This is a genomic window from Haloarcula regularis, assembly GCF_029338315.1.
GTDB lineage: Archaea > Halobacteriota > Halobacteria > Halobacteriales > Haloarculaceae > Haloarcula > Haloarcula regularis.
Genome location: NZ_CP119794.1, coordinates 698,174 through 715,142, shown reverse-complemented (window position 1 = coordinate 715,142; position 16,969 = coordinate 698,174). Strand labels below are relative to the sequence as shown.

The window sequence follows — 16,969 nt, the reverse complement described above, 5'->3', positions numbered from 1 at the left end:
CCGCAGGGTCCGGGCGACGTCGAGTGCCGGTCCCGGCGTCGGATCACTCGGCCGCGTCCGATTTCAGCACCCCGACCTCCGTGCCCCGGTACCCGAAGACGTCCTCGTAGCCCTCCGGCGAGAGCAGGACGGGGTGGAACGACTCGTCGGCGACCACCGGTTTGCCGTCCATGGACGCGAACTCCTCGCCGGCGTCCACGCGCTCGAAGTTCCGGACGTACACCTCGTAGCGGTCCGCCGCCGACTTCGGAATCGGGTCGCCCAGCTGGAAGACGGGGAGTGACTCGTTTCGCGTCGTCTCGTAGTCCTCCGTCACGCCGACGGCCGCGAGGAACTCGCGAATGACCTGCTCGGCGTTGGCCGACGCTTGGGCCGAGCCCTGGTACCCGCACTCGACCTCGATCGCCTCCGGGGCCACCGAGAAGAGCCGCCCCTCGTTTTTCCCCTTGGTCCGGACGACGGCGTCGACGGACAGCTGGGGGATGACCGCCCGCGCCAGCGGCGTCACCTCGTCGACGAGCGCGAACATGTCGTCGTAGGACTGGGTGGAGTGCAGGGACAGCACTGTGCAGTCGCGTATCTCCGCCGCCAGCTCGGCGGCGAGGCGGACTTCGCGCACGTCGCTGTCCGGGTCGCCGGGGAAGATCCGGTTCAGGTCAACCTCCACGTAGCGGCGGTTCGCCGCCAACGCCTCCTCGTTGACCACGATGAACTTCACCGGTCGGTTCACTGTCGGTGGGTCGGCGAGCACTGCCTCGATGCCGTTGCGACCGCACGGCTCGTCGCCGTGGATGCTCCCGACTATCGCGACGTCCGGCTCGCCCGCACCCAGCTGCTCGACTCGCATCTATCGGGTGCTTACAGGGCCAGCCTTTAGAGTCGTGTGGATTCGCCGTGTCGACCGCCGTCTCAGTCGAGAGCCTCGGCGTACTCGAAGTCGACGTCCCTGGCGGTGGGATAGCCGCCGTCGAACCGAATCTGCCACCCCTCGAGCACCGTGGGGTCCGAGAGCGCGTTGGTCACGGTGGTCCGGACGTCCAGCAGGTCGACGCCGTAGTAGTCGTTTGGCACCCCGCGGAAGTACTGCAGCGAGGTCCGAAAGAGCGAGCGCATGCCGTCGTCGTCCTCGAAGTCGAAGTGCTTGTAGGCGCCCGCGGCCACCTGGACCATCCCGTGGAGGAACTTGCTCTCGGTGCTCCCGCGACCGTAGTTGTACCACTCGTCCTCGAAACAGTCGTGTGACTCGTGGAACTCTCCGGAGTTGTACAACCGGACCCCGTGGACCACGGCCTGCCGGAGCGTCGCGTGCTCCCACTGGCCGTCGCCCCGCCACCCGGCCGGGTTCCCGCTGGGAGGCGCGACGGTCGGGTCCCGCGTGTGGTCGTCCATACCGCCCGTACGCTCGCAGGCCGGGTGAATCCTCCGGTGGCTGGCAGCCGTCGCCCGCAACCTGTAGCGACGGCTTCAAGACTAGGCTCTGTGATGACAGGCCATGAGCAGTGCTCTCACCGTCGTCGGGGGCGCCCTGGCCGTCGTGGTGTTACTCTCGCTGAGTGCGTTCTTCTCGAGCTCGGAGATCGCCGTGTTCTCCCTGCCGCGCGAGTGGATCGAGACACAGGCGGCGGCCGGGGACGACCGTGCGGTACTGCTCAAGGAACTGCACGACAACCCGCATCGCCTCCTCGTGACGCTCCTCGTGGGGAACAACATCGTCAACATCGCCATCTCGAGCATCGTGACGGTCCTCGTGGCCCAGTCCCTCGATCCGGGTCCGGCCGTCGTCGCGACTACCGCCCTCACGAGCGTGCTCATCCTGCTGTTCGGGGAGATCGTCCCCAAGGCGTTCGGCCTCGCCAACGCGAAACGGTGGTCGCTGACCGTCGCGTCCCCGGTCCGGGTCGTCGAACTGGCCCTCTCGCCGCTCATCACTCTGTTCGACGGGGTCACCAGGCGGCTGAACGCGTTCATCCCCGTCGAGACCGACATCGAGAAGCCCTATCTCGAGTGACACCGGTTCGAGCGCCGGGCCACCCACCGGCGTCTTGGATGGTCCACACGAGGGCGGGACCGTATCGGCCGTCGGGACTCACGTTTGTCACGACAGGTCACGGGCCAGTACTGTTTCCGTGGCACATTTATACGAGTCTGCGCGAGTCACTAGCGAGCCAGTCACGGTACCCGACCCTGGACGGTGGTTGGCCGACAGACGCGTGCGAGGGTAGCCAAGCCAGGAAACGGCGGCGGACTCAAGATCCGCTCCCGTAGGGGTCCAAGGGTTCAAATCCCTTCCCTCGCATCGCACGAGGCGCACCGTCGCGCCGAGTAAGATGCAGGAAGACTCGCTCGGAGCGGTCTTCCCTCGCAAATTCCTACCTGCCTCACAGAGTAGTCGTTGCAGTGGACGAGGCGGACTCGAGCTCCGCTCTTGGAGGGCCGTGGCGCTCGTTCGACCGCCGCACACGGGCCTACCTTTATACTGTTTGGTGAGTGATTGACACACATGGCTACGGATCAGTCCGGGACACCCGGCCTCGACGGCCATCCGTTCACCAACGCCGCGGTCATCACAGCCGAGGATACCGAGGAGGGGTACGTCCGGATCGAGCAGTCGCTGGGCAACCAGCTGCGCTACACGCCAGCAGAGGCCGAGGCTATCGCCCAGGAGATTCTGGAGACCGCGAGGGACGCGGACGAGCGGCGCTGACAGCGACCGTGGGGGTCTATCGCCGTCGGTCAAAACTGCTCGACAGCCCCGGGTGACGGTCCCGGACGGGATACCGGGGGTGTTAATGGGGTGGCCCCGAACACGCCGACATGGCCGATGAACACCACCGGGCGGCGGTCGCGGAACGCGCCGCGCGGTCGGGGGGCGTCGTAGCGCGCGAGTCGTTCCGCGGCGAGGTGGCCGTGGAGACGAAAGCGAACAAGAACGACTACGTGACCGAGGCAGACAGGGACGCCCAGCGGCAGGTCGTTGCGACCGTCCGCGAGGAGTTCCCCGGCGACGGGTTCGTCTGCGAGGAAGACCTCACCCAGCTCGTGGGCCCCGAGTCCGGCGAGGACGAACCGACGGCGCTCGAGACGGTGCCGGACAGCGGGGCCGCGTGGATCGTCGACCCGATCGACGGGACGGCCAACTTCGTCCGCGGGTTACACACGTGGACGACCAGCGTGGCGGCGACCGTCGACGGGGTGGCGGTCGGATCGGCGACGTACCTCCCGTCGACGGGCGACCTGTACGCGGCGGGGCCCGAAAGCGTCACCCGCGACGGCCGGACGGTGTCGGTCAGCGAGCGCACGGACCCCGAGACGTTCGCCGTCGCGCCGGCCGGCTGGTGGGACCGGGACGACCGCACCGAATTTGGCGATCTCTGTACCGCCGTCGTCGAGCGCTTCGGCGACATGCGTCGGCTGGGCAGCTTCCAGGCCACGCTGGCGGCCGTCGCCGACGGCGCGCTGGAGGGGACGGTCTGTACCACCCCGACGTACCTCTGGGACACCGTCGCCGGCGTCCACCTGGTCCGCGAGGCGGGCGGGACGGTGACCGACGTAGCGGGCGACCCGTGGGACTTCGACAGCGACGGACTCGTCGCCTCCAACGGCCGGGCCCACGACGAACTGCTCGACGCGGCCGCGGACGCGCTGGACTGACGCCGGCCCGTCGGTCGTTTTCGCGCCTCTGTCGCACGCGACCGGAAGCCTGAAATCTCCCCACGCCGGTCTGTGACCCATGAACACCTTCGGACGAGTCGTCGACGAGTACGGTCCGGAACGGCTCTGGATCGGCTCGTTCGTCACCATCCTCGTCGTGGGAATCGGTGCAGCCCTCGCCGTCCCCCGAGTCGTCTGGGACCGCTTTCTTTGGCGGTACTTCTGGGGCCCGTCTACGCAGACGCCAAAGCGGCCAGCTGTGCCGTGATGACCCCTTCCGGGCCCGAGGCGCTCACGAGCGGCTGTGCCGCCGCCATCCGGGAGGGGCGTATCGTCGCCGAACCCGGATACACCATCGTCTCCGAGGTGGGGTACATGCTCATTCTCATCTTCATGCTGGTGGGCGTCTACCTCCTGCTCGAGAACTTAGAGATCGCCGACGACCCCACACTCTTCTTCGCGTTCGTCCCGTTCATGCTGCTTGGCGGGGCGCTGCGGACCGTCGAGGACGCCACCGACCGCGCGCTCGAGTCGGGCTTTACGCCGATCATCGAGTATCCGCTCAGTTCGCTCATCATCAGCCCGGTCATCTACGGCACCGTCTTCCTGCTGACGCTCGCGACGCTCGTGGCCGCCGTCTGGGCCGAGAAGGAGGGCTACATCGAGAACTACTCGCGCGCGACGGCCGTCACCGGGTCGGTGCTGGTGGTCGTCACCCTGGCGTACCTCTCCGTCGTCGCCGCGACGACGGAGTACTCGACGGCGTACCCGTCGGTGTTGCTGGTCACCGTCGGCATCGCCACCGCCCTCTCGTATGGCCTCTATCGCGCCTTCGACGCTTACAAGCCGGAGATCAACTCGGGCACCGGCCGCATCGGCCTGCTTGTCATCTGGGGGCACGCTATCGACGGCGTGGCAAACGTCGTCCTCGCCGACTGGCTGGACGCACTGAACGTGCCGCTGACGTACTACCCCAAGCACCCGGCCAACGCCTTCATAATCGCGACGACGGAGGCGCTCCAGCCCGCGAACGTCACCGCGCTCGTGGGCACCTCCTGGCCCTTCCTCGTCGTGAAACTGGTCGTCGCGTCCGCCGTCGTGTGGCTGTTCAACGAGGAGTTCTTAGACGAGAGCCCGCGTTACGCTCTGCTCCTGCTCGTCGCGGTCACGGCCGTCGGCCTCGGTCCGGGGACCCGCGACATGCTGCGGGCGACGTTCGGCATCTGAACCATTTTCGCTCCCGGCACCGCTGACCTACGGGAACGGGTGGTGCTCCCGGTCCAGTCGCGCCTCGAAGCCCATCGCCTCTGGCACGCGCTCGGCGCGCTCGCCGAAGAAGGCGTCGTCGAAGAAGAGCGGCTGGGCCGTCGGACAGACGACCCGCACCGCCTCGAAGCCCAGTGCCTCGACGTCCCGAGTCGTGATTCGGGCGCCGTACGGGTCGAAGTCGGCGGCGGTCACCCGGTCGACGAGGGCGGTCAGTTCCGCCTCGCCCTCGGGGATGGTGTCGGGCCCGACGCTGTCTATCGGGACGGTCGTCTCCGTCTCCAGGAACGACGCCGCGGCGTCCGGTCGCTGCGCGAAGTGGCCGATGGCGCCGTCCGAAGCCTGCGCGCCCTCGGGGCCCATCCCGTCGAGTTCCATCCAGTTCTGTAGCGCCTCCTCCAGTGCACCCGTGGCCGCGTCGACGGGATCCAGCGCCGCCGCCGACCCGAGGGCCAGTGCCGGCCACTCGTCGCCGCTGAGCGCGACGGCGACGACGGGGACGTCGACGTCCTGGGTGAGCAGGAGCGTCGTCACGTCCAGGTCCTCGGACCGTGCCCGCCGGCGCAGTGTCTCGAACGTGTCGTGGCCCTCGACGGCGACGGCGAGGGGGTCATATGTCGAGTACCACGAGAGCATCGCCGCGTCGCGCTCGACGACCTCGTAGAGGCCCGACAGCAGCGCCTCCGTGCCCGTGTTGCCCAGGCCAAGGCCGGTGGTGACCGGCGGCCGGACCCGGCGCGAGGGCGGCGGATAGAGCACTGTCTCGGCCGGGAGGTGGACCCCCTCCCCGGTCTCGAGTCGTTCGGCGGGGTACCACTCGATTGACTCGCCGTCCCAGGCCCATCCGTCGGGGCGGACGAACCTCGTGGGGAGAACCGGGTTCTCGATGCGTTCGGGCGGCCCGGTCGGGAGCGACGCGCTCCGGTAGACGGCCGCGGCGTAGCGCTCGTAGCTCTCCCCCAGCCCCTTCATGAACGCCGCGTTCCAGTCGTCGGCGACGCCGGCGGCCTGGCGTGGCGCCGTCGCGTCGCTGAACCCGGACGTATCAGCGAGCGTCGCGAGATAGTAGGGGGCCGGGAACGACTCGGCCTCCCCGACCTCGTGGACCACGCCGACGCGCTCGTCGAGTCCCTGCTGAGCGCGTGCGAGCGCCGGGTCGTCGGGCGCGTCGTGGTCACGTCGGAGCGTCCTGTCGGGGGCCCCGGCGCAGTCACAGCCCGGGACGGGCAGGAACTGGCGCTGGGCGTGTGGCACCTCCGTGACGGTCCCGGGCAAGGCCGCTTCGCCCGCGAGGAACTGCTCGATTCGGTGGCCCGCCAGTGCGCCGACGAACCGCTGGACGCCGGGCGACGGGGCCTGGGCGGGCGCTTCCTGCTCCGCCACGTTCGCGGCGACACGCGTGGAGAGACAGTCGAAACATCCGGTCTCGGGGGCGAAGCCGCTCACCGCGGCGTCGACGACTGGCACGCCGCCGATGCCGCCCAGCTCCACGGCGACCCAGGGCGTCCCCACCGCTCGCGCTCGGTCGGTGGCCCGCGCGAAGCGGTCGCTGGCGACTCGCTCGACGAGGACGGCCAGGTCGGCGCCCTCGAAGTCGAGTTCGTCTTCGTGTCGTACCTCCGTATCCGTGTCGGCGAGCGCCGCGAGGAGGGCGTCGGCGGCCGGCCCCGTCCCCGCGACGTCGATGGTGGTCATGCGCGGTGAGACACGGAGGGGACAGAAAAACCTACAGCCAACGACGGCCGGTCAGGCGGCCAGGATGCTCTGGGTGATGCTCGCCAGGTCGTCGCTGTCGGCCTCCTTCAGTCGCTCGTCGCCGAGCATGAGGCGGAGTCGCGGTCGACCCACGTCGATGGGGACCTTCTCGGTGTCGATGAGACCCATGTCCTCGAGCTTGGTCTTCGTCCGGGAGAACGTCGCCTTGCTCGCGAGGCCGATGTCCTCGCCCCACTTGCTGATGTCGTATAGCAGTTCGCCGTTCTTCGCGGCGACGAGCAGCGCGATGGTCACCTCGTCGAGCCCGTTTCCGTTGCCCCGCGCCGTCGCGAGCGACCCGAGGACGGCGTCGAAGTCGTCGGCTGTCTCCGGGCCGATGTCCGCCTCGAGGGTCTCACGGACGCGAGAGAGCGGCGGCGTCCGGAGTGTGAACGTCTCGGCGTCGTCCCAGACGTCGGCGTAGAACCCGTAGGCGTCGCTGACGAACTCGTCGTCGTCGGTGCCGAGGCCGGCGACGGTGTCGCCGACGGTGACCAGCGCGTACACCTCGTCGCTCGTCACCGCGATGGAGTGGTTCGGCCCCGCCTCGAGCAGCCGGAGCGAGAGCGACTCGGATTCGATGAGGTCGGCGGCAGTGCTCGCGACGATGAAGTCGTCCATGACGCCCTTGAGGACACTCTCCGCGGCCAGCATCCGTACCTCCGGGTGATCGGGATGTTCGTCCAGGGTGCTGATAAACTCCGAGATCGTCTCTCCGGAGGGATTGACGACGTACAGGGTCTCACCGGTGTCGAAGACCGACGTGAGAATGGTCCCGATGTCGTCCTGCACAAGATTTGTACTCATTGTTCTTGCTAGATATATAGTCCAGTATCATATTTAATTTTATTGGCCAAATTCCGTTGAATTCATCCGCGAGAACCCCTCCATCACAGGTCGACTGTTCGGATCTGTCGGGGGAGCGTCGTTATCACACCGCTGAACCTCGTCGGCAGCGTCGACAGTGGCGCCACTCCGCTGCCCGGAACCGCGACACGACGCTGCCTGACGGGCGACAGCGCGGAGAACCGCGGCACTCACACCCGTCTCGAGCGCGTCCGCCAGCTCGTCCGACCAGTAGAACTCGTCGTCGAAGATGACCGGAAACGACGCCTCGCGCAGGCCGGATCGCAGGGTGGCTTCGTCGACGGTGAACCGCCGGTTCGTTCCGTTGAGCGTCCGTTCGTCGGCGAACGGGACCCGGTAGTTCCCGCCCGCCGACCGCGGCGTGACGACTTCACAGGACAGTTCGAAACCGTCGTCACACTCCGAGAGCCACACGACGGTCGGTTGCGTGTGCTGGGCGACGAGTGCGTACGTGCCGTCACCGACGACGGCGTAGTCTTTCCCCATCATGATACGCCGCCGGGCCAGTTCGATGGCCCGCTGGAGGCAAAAGCCGTTGCTCAGCAGGTGGGCGAACGCCGTCCCGACCATCGCCGCGTGGCTGTTGAGCACGTCGGTGAACGTCACCGCGCCGGCGACGGCACCCCGCTCGACGAGTGCAAGTCCCTCGTCGTAGGAGCCACACGCGTTGAGGAAGAAGGTCCGTGTCCGGACGTCACGCAGCGAGCCAGTGGCGAGGTTGCCGTCCGGGCAGCGCAACCCGTCGGCGTCGCAGTGGCCGATGAAGTGGACGAAGTCGTTCTCGTCCTCGAGGACCGACGCCAGTTCGGCCGTCGTCAGTCGCTCGCAGACCGCGACGTCCATCGGGAGGTCCGCACCGCGGTATATCTCGGCGACTGCGTCGTGTTCGTCTCCCATCGCGTCGTCGTTGCGGACGACGGTGACCTGCATCTCGCCCGTCTCGCGGTCCCGGTAGCGAAAGCGGTTCTCGAAGGCCGCCGGCGTCGGCTTGAACGCGTCGATGGGCGTCCCCGGCGCCATCCATGCCTGTGACCGACCGGCACCGAGTTTCGGCGCCAGCACCGACCCGGGTGGCGAATCGGCCCCGCGCGTGGGGAACGCGTCCGTCAGCGTCCGGTCGAGAAGGTCCTGCGGTTCCATCTCCGCCCCCTCGGCGATGTACACCAAGCTGAGCTTGTCGAGCAGGTAGGGGAGACACTGGGTCCGCGACAGCGACGGGCGGACGTGGGTCGAGAGGTGCCAGTCGGGCAGCTCTTCCCGCAGCGGGGCTGTCGGCACCTCGAGGTACCGCTCGAGGCGGCCGGCCGGCGAGAGCGACCGGACCGTCCCCGGGTCGAGGTCCAGTCGGTCCAGCAGGCCCTCGGCGGCCGTGTCGGGGTCGAGCCGCCGCACTAGGCAGTCGAGATAGAACACGCGCCGGAGGACACCCGCGACGTCCGCCTGGAACTGTGGCAGCCGGTCGAAGGTCCGCCTGACGTCCGTGTCCGCCGCGGTCAGGACAGCCCTGTCCCGGTCACCGACACACAGGTCGGCCCCCAGGTAGTACGCGAGGGGTGCGGCGACGAACAGGTCGGCGACGGAGGCCGGCACCCGCAGTTCGATGCCGGTCTCCGCTCGCCGGTCGCGGACCGACTGGGGGACCGAGAGCGTGTCGTCGACGGTCACCAGCGGCGGGTGTCGACGGCGGCCCGGATGTGACCGCGCCGGCCCCATCGTCTCGTGGGCCACGCTCAGGTACGACAGGCCCGCCGCGACGCCCGACACCGTCTCTGGGACCCGTATCCGGGCCGGCCCTGTCTTGTCGTCGGTCCGGCACCCGACCGTCACGGCGGAGCTCCCTCGCAGCGTGACGCGCGTGCCCTCGGCAACCGGCCGGATGGAGGCCGGCCCCTCGAACTGGACCAGCAACCCCGTCGAGTCCCGGGTCTCGCCGCCCGGTTCGAGCGTCACCGTGAGCAGGTACGTGCCCGACGGCAGCGTCACCGTCGACGTCGGCCGCACCACCCCGCCGACGTCCAGGGTCTCAACGGTCGGTGTGCCCCCTGGCACCACGAACTCGGTGGCTTCTCCAGCGTACTGTTCGTCCGTCGCGCGCCGGATCGGGCGGACCACGTCGTCGGTCAGGTCGTCGGCCTGTCGCAGTATGGTTGCGACTGCCTCCGATGGCTCGCCGGTCCACCCGTCGGCGTAATCGTCGTTCAGTCCCACGAACGCTGTCACCCTGGTGACTACGGTACCAACTCTGCGAGTCTCCACTAAATACGTACTGATTCGTGTTGCCGATCCACAATATTTCGGCTCATTATATACCGCCCCGAAACACGGTTCTAAACACCGTTTTCGGGAACGGAAGAAACAATGACAACCGGACCTGACAGGTCGGAAACCCGGTCCGTCACGCGCTATCACACGGTCCTCCAAAGGGTAGCTTATTGTCCGGCGGGTCCAGAGAACCCGATATGACCTACGACACAGTCCGCGAGACGGACCCTGCTGTCGCAGACGCACTAGCTGGCGAACGGGCCCGACAGAACGACACGCTGGCAATGATCGCGAGCGAGAATCACGTCAGCGAGGCCGTTCTCGAGGCCCAGAGTTCCGAGCTGACCAACAAGTACGCCGAGGGCTACCCGGGCTCGCGGTACTACGGCGGCTGTGAGTACGCCGACGAGGTCGAACGGCTCGCCATCGACCGCGCGACGAAGCTGTGGGGCGCCGACCACGTGAACGTCCAGCCCCACTCGGGTTCCCAGGCCAACATGGGCGTCTACCTGGCCGTACTGGACCCGGGCGACAAGATTCTCTCGCTCGACCTGACCCATGGCGGCCACCTCTCGCACGGCCATCCGGCGAACTTCGCCGGCCAGGTCTACGAGGTCGAGCAGTACGAGGTCGACGAGGAGACGGGCTACATCGACTACGAGGGCCTGGCGGACCAGGCCGAGGCGTTCGACCCCGACATCATCGTCTCGGGCTACTCGGCGTACCCGCGCGAGGTCGACTTCGAGCGCATCCAGGACGCCGCCGACGCCGTCGACGCATACCACCTCGCGGACATCGCGCACATCACCGGCCTCGTCGCCGCCGGCGTCCACGAGTCGCCGGTCGGCGTCGCCGACTTCGTCACCGGGTCGACCCACAAGACCATCCGCGCCGGCCGCGGCGGCATCATCATGTGCGACGAGGAGTACGCAGACGACGTCGACTCGGCCGTCTTCCCCGGCTCCCAGGGCGGCCCCCTGATGCACAACGTCGCCGGCAAGGCCGTGGGCTTCGGCGAGGCGCTCGAACCCGAGTTCGAGGCCTACGCCCGCCAGACCGTCGCCAACGCGAAGGCCCTCGGCGACCGCCTCCAGGAACACGGCCTGGACCTCGTCTCCGACGGCACCGACAACCACCTCGTCCTCGTCGACCTCCGGCCCTCGCACCCGGACACGACGGGCAAGGACGTCGAGGCGGCACTGGAGGACGCCGGCATCGTCCTGAACGCAAACACCGTCCCCGGCGAGACGCGCTCGGCGTTCAACCCATCGGGCATCCGCGCGGGCACGCCCGCGCTCACCACCCGTGGCTTCGACGAGGAGACCTGCCGCGAGGTCGCGGACCTCATCTACGAGGTCGTCGACGCCCCCCACGACGACGAGGTCGTCGCCGAGGTCAGCGAGCGCGTGGACGAGCTGACCGACGAGTACCCGCTGTACGACGCCGAGTAGTCGTCCGACGCGGCTCGCTATCGGTGGTACCGATTCCCGTCACCGACGCCCCTGAACAGCATCGTGATCGGGACCAGAATCGCCATCGCGAGCGCGAGGAGCACGAGGATTGGTGTGGGCGGCAGGATAGCCAGCGCCATCGCCAGGGAGTTCCCCTCGGCGGCGTCCATCGCGGCGACGGACCCGCTGTCGTAGAAGACGGTGTAGAGAACGCCGAAGAGTACGGTCATGAACGTGATGTTGAAGAGCGTCCGAATCGGGTGGGTGACGATGTTGACCGCGTTTCGCTTCACTCTGCTCACGTCACGCCGTGCGCCGCGAGTCGTGTCCCTGACGAGCCAGTTTAGCAGACGTCCTGCAGCCATGAGAGAACATGGCCCGCTGACACTATGACTGTAGGCCCTGACAGTGAAAGCAGTCGCCGGTCGTGACGTCTCCCCGCGAAGTTTTCACTGCTCGCCGCGTTGGGCCGGTGTGACCGACCACGACGGGACCAGACGCGCCGTCCTCCTGGCGGGGGCCGCGGCTCTGGTGACGCTCGCGGGGTGTCGTGACGGGCCTCCCTCGGCGGCGCAACCGTCCGACACCGTGACACAGCCGCCGACCGAATCGGCTGCTATGCCGACCGCCGCACCGACCGACGAGCGAACGACCGAGGCACTGGACCTCCGTGAAGCGAACGTCACCGACGTCGCCGTCGAGGCGACCGGAGCCGGCGACCTCCGCTTCGACGTGACCCGCTATCACGACGACGACGGCGAGGACGGCTACGCCGACTGGTGGCAGGTCGAGACGCTCGACGGTGAGCGCCGCGGCCGGCGGGAACTGCTCCACGCCCACTCGACGGCCCCGTTCACGCGGTCGGAGACTATCGCCGTCCCGGCGGCCGTCGACTGCGTCGTCGTCCGGGGTCACGACCAGACGCACGGTTACGGCGGGCAGGCGATGCTGGTATCGGTGGAGAGCGGTGCGACGCGGGCCGTCGACCAGGGGCCGGAACCACGGTCGATGGCCGACCAGTCCTGTCCCTAGGGCCGGACGGGCACGAATACCGTCGACCGTATCCAGGCGTCCTCGCGGTCGACGTCCTCGATGCGGACTACGCGCTCGCCGGCACACAGGAACTCGCCGTACGCGAGCTCGGAGGTGCGCGACTCGCCGTCGGTCATCGGTCGGTCCCCTGCCAGTCGCCGGACACTGCCGTGAACGGACGCTCACTCATGGGTCGTTGGCCCTCGTAGCACGGAGTCGGGTATGGCTGTGACGACAATACGTATTCACTGCCGGGGAGTCGACGCTATCTATATTCACCGTCGCGATAGCCCCGTCGACGGCGCCCCATGCGTGCTACGCCGAGGCATGCGCCGGGCGAATCCGCACCTTAGAAAACCCCCGGTGACGCCACACTAGACAATGACAGCGATTATCGACGGCGACGCGCTGGCCCAGTCGGTCCGCGACGGCCTCGCCGAGAGCATCGACCAGCTCGACGACGCCGGCGTGCGCCCATCGCTCGCCACCGTCCTGATGTCAGACGACCCCGCGAGCGAGACGTACGTCTCGATGAAGCAGGACGACTGCGCGGAGGTCGGCATCGAGGCGATCGACATCGAGATCGACCCCGAGGCCGACGCGGCCGAACTCTACGACACCATCGACGACCTGAACGCCGACGAGAACGTCGACGGCATCCTCGTCCAGATGCCGGTCCCCGACCACGTCGACGACCGACGGGTGCTCCGGGCCATCGACCCGCTGAAGGACGTCGACGGCTTCCACCCTGAGAACGTGGGTCGACTCGTCGCCGGCAACGCCCGGTACAAGCCCTGTACGCCACACGGCATCCAGAAAGCTCATCGAGTCGGCCGGCGTCGACACCGAGGGCAAGGACGCCGTCGTCGTCGGCCGGTCTGACATCGTCGGCAAGCCGATGGCGAACCTCCTCATCCAGAAGGCCCGGCGGCAACGCCACGACGACGGTCTGTCACTCGCGGACGGCAGACCTCGCCGCGGAGACCCGCGACGCGGACATCGTCATCGCCGCGGCGGGCGTTCCCGAGATGATAGACGGCGAGATGATTGCTGAGGGCGCGACGGTCATCGACGTGGGTATCAACCGGGTCGAGGCAGACACCGAGAAGGGCTACGAACTGGTCGGCGACGTCGACTTCGAGAGCGCGAAGGCGAAAGCGGGCGCCATCACGCCGGTCCCCGGCGGCGTCGGACCGATGACCCGCGCCATGCTGCTGTACAACACGGTCAAGGCGGCCAGCCTCCAGCACGACGTCGACGTCGACCTGCCCTGAGACGGGTCCCTGAGTGGTGCGGGTGCCCCTCGTCCGGTGAGCGTACCCGGACGGGCTTCGGGCGGTCCGGGGACTTTGCCGTCGTCCAGCCCGTCGAGGGGACCGCACGGCGCGCCTGCGCTACAGCACGCCGCCCTCGATGCCGGTGAGCCAGTTGTCCGCGGTGACATACGCACTCTCCTCGCCGGTGACGTACCGACCCAGGTCACGTGTGGCGTGGAGCAGTCGGTTCGCGTCGGCCGGGTCGACGTCGCCGTCGAGGGCCTCGATTCGCTTGCGGTGGTCGCGGATGCGCCCGGAGAGGCGCCTGGCCGTCTCGTCCTCGTCGTCGTTGAGGACCGTTCGGACGTCGCGCTGGTAGGCCTCTACGGCGTGAGTCATCGCCAGTCCGAAGGGGACCCGCAGCGACGACGGGACCGCGTCGGCACCGGGTCTGTCGCCCTGGTCGGCGCCGCCCAGCAAGTCCAGGAAGTACAGCTCCTCGTCTTCGGTGACCCGCATCTCCCTGCCCACGTGGGCACCGATGTATTGGAGAACAGTCGCGGCGACGAACGTCTCGTCCAGCGGCTGGAGGGTGCCGGCGTCGATGAATCCCCGTTGGCGCGTATACTCCCGGCACCGCTCTGCCGCAGCCGTCGCGACGTCACGCGTCGATTCGGCGTCGATGCGGCCGCGGACCGGCGTCAGGTCGAGCGTCACCGGCGCGTCCGTGTGTCTGGTCGGTTCGTCGACGCCGACGCTGTGGACGCTCTCGCACTCGGGGCAGGCGATGCTCCCGGTCTCGTAGTACGACCAGCGCGTCCCGCAGTCCTGGCACTCCCGCTCGCCGCGTACTTTCATATCTCCCCCTCGGCGTTCGGGCCTCAAGATTGTTCCGCGCCCGCACCGTAGCCGTGGGTATGCGTTCAGAAGCCGAGATCCGGGACCAGTACGAGTTCCTGGCCGAACAACTGGAAAGCGAGGAGATGCGACACGAGCGGGTCAGGATGATGTTTACACACTACAAGCGGGCGCTGGGGTGGGTCCTGGAGGAAGACCACATCTGAACCGCGGCACCGGAACCGCCGCTCTCGGCTGGCAGGTCGGCGGCGGTCCGGTACTTTTAAGTTATTCTCCCTCTATCTTCCAAGTGACGCTTCGCTTGGAGGGCCGAAGCGTCAGCGGGGACCAATTCAGGGCGGCAAGCGGCCGCATTTTCGGCGGCCGCTTTCCACTTACTTCGCTCGAAATCCGGTAGCCACCGCCTTCTCACTCGATACTCAGTTCACCGTCGTCGCTCGGGTTCTCGGGCCACTCGAGTTCGACCTCGATACTCAGTTCGCCGTCGCCGTCGACGGGCCCCTCGCGTTCCGCTTTGACCTCGAACTCGACGCGAGCCGGCGGGTCGAGCGTCACCGACTGGTCGCCGGCACGGAGTGTGACGTCCGACCCCGAGTCTAAGTTGTCCGCGAGCGTGCGGAGGTAGTCGGCGACGTCGCTTCGGTCCATGACACGCTCGGTCTCGAACAGCACTTCTTCGGGCATACCCGACGTTTGTCAGCCAACTTAATAATCCCGTCGGGCCACCGTTCGACGAGTATGATATGCTGTTGACTCGAATGGTCGACAGGTGCGAACGCCCGAATACAGCCACCTGTGTCCCGATGACCCCGATTTCCTGGAGGTCCGGCGAGTCGAAATCTATCGGATTCGACATAGTTAAACGTTTCAGACACTAACAGATTACTAGAACGTACCGATGCACGACCTCACGGGATTCCAGCGAGACCTCCTCTACGTCATCTCCGGGCGAGAAGAGCCACACGGCCTCGCGATAAAGGAAGAACTGGAAGCGTACTACGAGAAGGAGATCCACCACGGTCGGCTGTACCCGAACCTCGATACCCTCGTCGACAAGGGCCTCGTCGAGAAGGGGCAGCGCGACCGGCGGACGAACTTCTATACGCTGACCCGTCGCGGTCGCCGCGAGATCGACGCCAGGCGGGACTGGGAAGACCAGTACGTCGACCTCTGACCGGGACTCACTCGCTGGTCGGGTCGGCCGACGGCGCCGGCCCTCCCTGCCTGCCGGCCCTCCCTCCGGACTGGTCGGCGTCTTCTGACTCCATAGCGGACGCCGTCGCGTCCGTATCCTGGCCCGCGAAGTTCGTCGGGTCGATCACTCTGGGTTCGATAGGCTGGCCCTCGAGCAGTTCCGGGAGGACGAACCGGGCGAAGTGGACGACGAGGACGAGAATCATCGGCGCCAGGAAGATGCCGTACCAGCCAAACATGAACGGCCCCAGGATGTACGCGAACATCAGTGTCCCCGTGTGCAGCCCCGGCTGGTCCTCGAACTGGCCCGTCTTCGTTCCGAAGGGTCCGATAGACAGCGACCCGCCGCCCGAGACGTAGGGTCGGATGATGAGATCCGGTATCGTATCGACCACGACGAGCGCTACGGCGACAAACAGGCCGACGAACCACCAGCCGTCGCCCTGGATGCCCGCTCCGAGCGCGAGGTAGCCGGCCATCGGGACGTAGACGATCTTCATCCCGATGACGGGGATGAGACTGGCCGCGCCGGCCAGCAGGCCCGTCAGCGCGGGATACGGAACAGAGAGGCCGGCCGGCGCCACTGCGTCGACGAGGCTGAACGCGATGGCACCGATGGCCCCGGTCACGATGGCGTTGAGGATGTTCCCGTAGAACACCCGGTCGAAACTGCGATCCACCTCCGAGAAGTAGCGATCCAGGTTGCCCCGATGGTCCAGGTAGTTCTTGCACCACTCCGCGAGCCGACCGCCGTCCCGGAGCATGTAGAACGCGAACGCCAGCATGACGAACCCGTGGACCAGTCCCGTCCCGATGATGCCGAGGAAGTTGAGCAGCTGGGCAGCCGAGTCGACGAACACGCCCGTGCTCCCGGCGTCGGTGAGCAGCGCCTGCGGATTCTGGACGAGCGCCGAGACGTTGACGTACGGAGAGACGAACTCCTCGAACGGCCCGAAGTTCGCCGACTCCGCGAACCGGCTGAACTCCTGAACCGCGATGGCGAGCGTGTAGTACAGCAGGACGATGAGCGGGAGCGCGAACAGCGACAGCGAGAGGGTGGCCGCGAGGGTCCGCTGGCGAACCCGTCTGTGGACGCGCCGGTAGATGGGGCGGGTCGCGTAGTAGAGGAACACCCCGAAGACGAACGTGCCGATAAACGAGTAGAGGACGAACAGGAGGACGGCCGCGAGGACCACCCCGAACCCGATCCAGAAGGCACGGGGCCAGTCGATGTCGAGGTCGGACGAAACCATGCTCGCCCGTACCACACGGGTGGGGAAAAAAGTGTGCTGCGGTGACTGATCGTCCCGGCTCCCTTCCTTCCCGACGCGCACGGGCGACCGTGGGATATTAAATCGGTTCCGTGAGATCTCTCGG

17 protein-coding genes, 1 tRNA gene and 2 pseudogenes are annotated in these 16,969 nt (G+C 67.5%); 10 read left to right on the top strand and 10 right to left on the bottom strand.

The annotated features are described in order from the left end of the window. Positions 1 to 43: 43 nt before the first annotated feature. A complete protein-coding gene (locus P1N55_RS03795) occupies positions 44 to 847 on the bottom strand; it encodes a M14 family metallopeptidase (RefSeq protein WP_276277657.1) in 804 nt (267 codons plus the stop codon). 62 nt (positions 848 to 909) lie between these two features. Then, a complete protein-coding gene (locus P1N55_RS03790) occupies positions 910 to 1,389 on the bottom strand; it encodes a DUF309 domain-containing protein (RefSeq protein ID WP_276277656.1) in 480 nt (159 codons plus the stop codon). Between the two features lie 103 nt (positions 1,390 to 1,492). Between P1N55_RS03790 and P1N55_RS03785 the strand changes: the two genes are divergently transcribed. The 5 genes and pseudogenes from P1N55_RS03785 to P1N55_RS03765 all read left to right on the top strand — a co-directional run bounded on the left by P1N55_RS03785 (position 1,493) and on the right by P1N55_RS03765 (position 4,878). Then, positions 1,493 to 2,008 carry a DUF21 domain-containing protein gene (locus P1N55_RS03785; protein WP_276277655.1) on the top strand — a complete coding sequence of 172 codons (516 nt, stop codon included), beginning with the start codon at positions 1,493 to 1,495 and terminating at the stop codon, positions 2,006 to 2,008. 204 nt (positions 2,009 to 2,212) lie between these two features. Further along, positions 2,213 to 2,296 (top strand) — tRNA-Leu (locus P1N55_RS03780). Between the two features lie 204 nt (positions 2,297 to 2,500). Next, on the top strand, positions 2,501 to 2,704 hold the full coding sequence (locus tag P1N55_RS03775; RefSeq protein ID WP_276277654.1) for a hypothetical protein: 204 nt from the start codon (positions 2,501 to 2,503) through the stop codon (positions 2,702 to 2,704). 110 nt (positions 2,705 to 2,814) lie between these two features. Next, the gene (locus P1N55_RS03770; protein ID WP_276277653.1) at positions 2,815 to 3,651 is read left to right on the top strand and encodes an inositol monophosphatase family protein; all 837 of its coding nucleotides are present in this window, start codon (positions 2,815 to 2,817) and stop codon (positions 3,649 to 3,651) included. Positions 3,652 to 3,730: 79 nt separating this feature from the next. Further along, positions 3,731 to 4,878, top strand: a pseudogene (locus tag P1N55_RS03765) (DUF63 family protein). Between the two features lie 27 nt (positions 4,879 to 4,905). Here P1N55_RS03765 and P1N55_RS03760 read toward each other — a convergent pair. From P1N55_RS03760 to P1N55_RS03750, 3 genes are read right to left on the bottom strand one after another with little or no spacing between them, the layout of a single operon-like run. Beyond that, the gene (locus P1N55_RS03760; protein ID WP_276277652.1) at positions 4,906 to 6,612 is read right to left on the bottom strand and encodes a YcaO-like family protein; all 1,707 of its coding nucleotides are present in this window, start codon (positions 6,610 to 6,612) and stop codon (positions 4,906 to 4,908) included. 51 nt (positions 6,613 to 6,663) lie between these two features. After that, positions 6,664 to 7,479, bottom strand: a complete 816-nt coding sequence (tbsP, locus tag P1N55_RS03755) for a transcriptional regulator TbsP (RefSeq protein ID WP_276277651.1) — start codon at positions 7,477 to 7,479, stop codon at positions 6,664 to 6,666. A 39-nt stretch (positions 7,480 to 7,518) separates the two neighbouring features. Then, positions 7,519 to 9,747, bottom strand: a complete 2,229-nt coding sequence (locus P1N55_RS03750) for a hypothetical protein (protein WP_276277650.1) — start codon at positions 9,745 to 9,747, stop codon at positions 7,519 to 7,521. A gap of 251 nt (positions 9,748 to 9,998) precedes the next feature. On the opposite strand from P1N55_RS03750, the gene glyA reads away from it, so the two are divergent. Beyond that, entirely contained in the window at positions 9,999 to 11,252 is a 1,254-nt protein-coding gene (gene glyA / locus P1N55_RS03745; RefSeq protein ID WP_276277649.1) for a serine hydroxymethyltransferase, read from the top strand. 17 nt (positions 11,253 to 11,269) lie between these two features. Here the strand turns inward: glyA and P1N55_RS03740 are convergent, their stop codons facing one another. After that, positions 11,270 to 11,545, bottom strand: a complete 276-nt coding sequence (locus tag P1N55_RS03740; protein ID WP_276277648.1) for a hypothetical protein — start codon at positions 11,543 to 11,545, stop codon at positions 11,270 to 11,272. Between the two features lie 181 nt (positions 11,546 to 11,726). Between P1N55_RS03740 and P1N55_RS03735 the strand changes: the two genes are divergently transcribed. After that, complete coding sequence (locus P1N55_RS03735; protein ID WP_276277647.1) at positions 11,727 to 12,284, top strand: hypothetical protein; 558 nt, start codon at positions 11,727 to 11,729, stop codon at positions 12,282 to 12,284. Here P1N55_RS03735 and P1N55_RS03730 read toward each other — a convergent pair. After that, positions 12,281 to 12,421: a hypothetical protein gene (locus P1N55_RS03730; protein ID WP_276277646.1), complete on the bottom strand. Its 141-nt coding sequence runs from the start codon at positions 12,419 to 12,421 to the stop codon at positions 12,281 to 12,283. The genes P1N55_RS03735 and P1N55_RS03730 overlap by 4 nt on opposite strands. 244 nt (positions 12,422 to 12,665) lie before the next feature. Here P1N55_RS03730 and P1N55_RS03725 point away from each other — a divergent pair. Then, positions 12,666 to 13,558 (top strand): annotated as a pseudogene (locus P1N55_RS03725) (bifunctional methylenetetrahydrofolate dehydrogenase/methenyltetrahydrofolate cyclohydrolase). Between the two features lie 120 nt (positions 13,559 to 13,678). Here the strand turns inward: P1N55_RS03725 and P1N55_RS03720 are convergent. Further along, positions 13,679 to 14,398 carry a DUF7117 family protein gene (locus P1N55_RS03720; protein WP_276277645.1) on the bottom strand — a complete coding sequence of 240 codons (720 nt, stop codon included), beginning with the start codon at positions 14,396 to 14,398 and terminating at the stop codon, positions 13,679 to 13,681. Positions 14,399 to 14,457: 59 nt separating this feature from the next. On the opposite strand from P1N55_RS03720, the gene P1N55_RS03715 reads away from it, so the two are divergent. Continuing rightward, positions 14,458 to 14,604, top strand: a complete 147-nt coding sequence (locus P1N55_RS03715; protein WP_276277644.1) for a hypothetical protein — start codon at positions 14,458 to 14,460, stop codon at positions 14,602 to 14,604. 202 nt (positions 14,605 to 14,806) lie between these two features. Here the strand turns inward: P1N55_RS03715 and P1N55_RS03710 are convergent, their stop codons facing one another. Continuing rightward, entirely contained in the window at positions 14,807 to 15,082 is a 276-nt protein-coding gene (locus P1N55_RS03710; RefSeq protein ID WP_276277643.1) for an amphi-Trp domain-containing protein, read from the bottom strand. A gap of 214 nt (positions 15,083 to 15,296) precedes the next feature. Here P1N55_RS03710 and P1N55_RS03705 point away from each other — a divergent pair, with 214 nt between their 5' ends. Next, positions 15,297 to 15,572 carry a PadR family transcriptional regulator gene (locus P1N55_RS03705; RefSeq protein ID WP_276277642.1) on the top strand — a complete coding sequence of 92 codons (276 nt, stop codon included), beginning with the start codon at positions 15,297 to 15,299 and terminating at the stop codon, positions 15,570 to 15,572. Between the two features lie 7 nt (positions 15,573 to 15,579). Here P1N55_RS03705 and P1N55_RS03700 read toward each other — a convergent pair whose 3' ends face one another. Further along, positions 15,580 to 16,845, bottom strand: a complete 1,266-nt coding sequence (locus tag P1N55_RS03700; protein WP_276277641.1) for an AI-2E family transporter — start codon at positions 16,843 to 16,845, stop codon at positions 15,580 to 15,582. Positions 16,846 to 16,969: the final 124 nt, after the last annotated feature.

What these genes read in the sequence shown, in the direction of transcription:
- glyA (WP_276277649.1), top strand. Translation starts at nt 9,999, where the DNA reads ATGACCTACGACACAGTCCGCGAGACGGACCCTGCTGTCGCAGACGCA.
- P1N55_RS03700 (WP_276277641.1), bottom strand. Translation starts at nt 16,845, where the DNA reads ATGGTTTCGTCCGACCTCGACATCGACTGGCCCCGTGCCTTCTGGATC.
- P1N55_RS03705 (WP_276277642.1), top strand. Translation starts at nt 15,297, where the DNA reads ATGCACGACCTCACGGGATTCCAGCGAGACCTCCTCTACGTCATCTCC.
- P1N55_RS03760 (WP_276277652.1), bottom strand. Translation starts at nt 6,612, where the DNA reads ATGACCACCATCGACGTCGCGGGGACGGGGCCGGCCGCCGACGCCCTC.
- P1N55_RS03730 (WP_276277646.1), bottom strand. Translation starts at nt 12,421, where the DNA reads ATGACCGACGGCGAGTCGCGCACCTCCGAGCTCGCGTACGGCGAGTTC.
- tbsP (WP_276277651.1), bottom strand. Translation starts at nt 7,479, where the DNA reads ATGAGTACAAATCTTGTGCAGGACGACATCGGGACCATTCTCACGTCG.
- P1N55_RS03775 (WP_276277654.1), top strand. Translation starts at nt 2,501, where the DNA reads ATGGCTACGGATCAGTCCGGGACACCCGGCCTCGACGGCCATCCGTTC.
- P1N55_RS03785 (WP_276277655.1), top strand. Translation starts at nt 1,493, where the DNA reads ATGAGCAGTGCTCTCACCGTCGTCGGGGGCGCCCTGGCCGTCGTGGTG.
- P1N55_RS03770 (WP_276277653.1), top strand. Translation starts at nt 2,815, where the DNA reads ATGGCCGATGAACACCACCGGGCGGCGGTCGCGGAACGCGCCGCGCGG.
- P1N55_RS03795 (WP_276277657.1), bottom strand. Translation starts at nt 847, where the DNA reads ATGCGAGTCGAGCAGCTGGGTGCGGGCGAGCCGGACGTCGCGATAGTC.
- P1N55_RS03790 (WP_276277656.1), bottom strand. Translation starts at nt 1,389, where the DNA reads ATGGACGACCACACGCGGGACCCGACCGTCGCGCCTCCCAGCGGGAAC.
- P1N55_RS03715 (WP_276277644.1), top strand. Translation starts at nt 14,458, where the DNA reads ATGCGTTCAGAAGCCGAGATCCGGGACCAGTACGAGTTCCTGGCCGAA.
- P1N55_RS03710 (WP_276277643.1), bottom strand. Translation starts at nt 15,082, where the DNA reads ATGCCCGAAGAAGTGCTGTTCGAGACCGAGCGTGTCATGGACCGAAGC.
- P1N55_RS03720 (WP_276277645.1), bottom strand. Translation starts at nt 14,398, where the DNA reads ATGAAAGTACGCGGCGAGCGGGAGTGCCAGGACTGCGGGACGCGCTGG.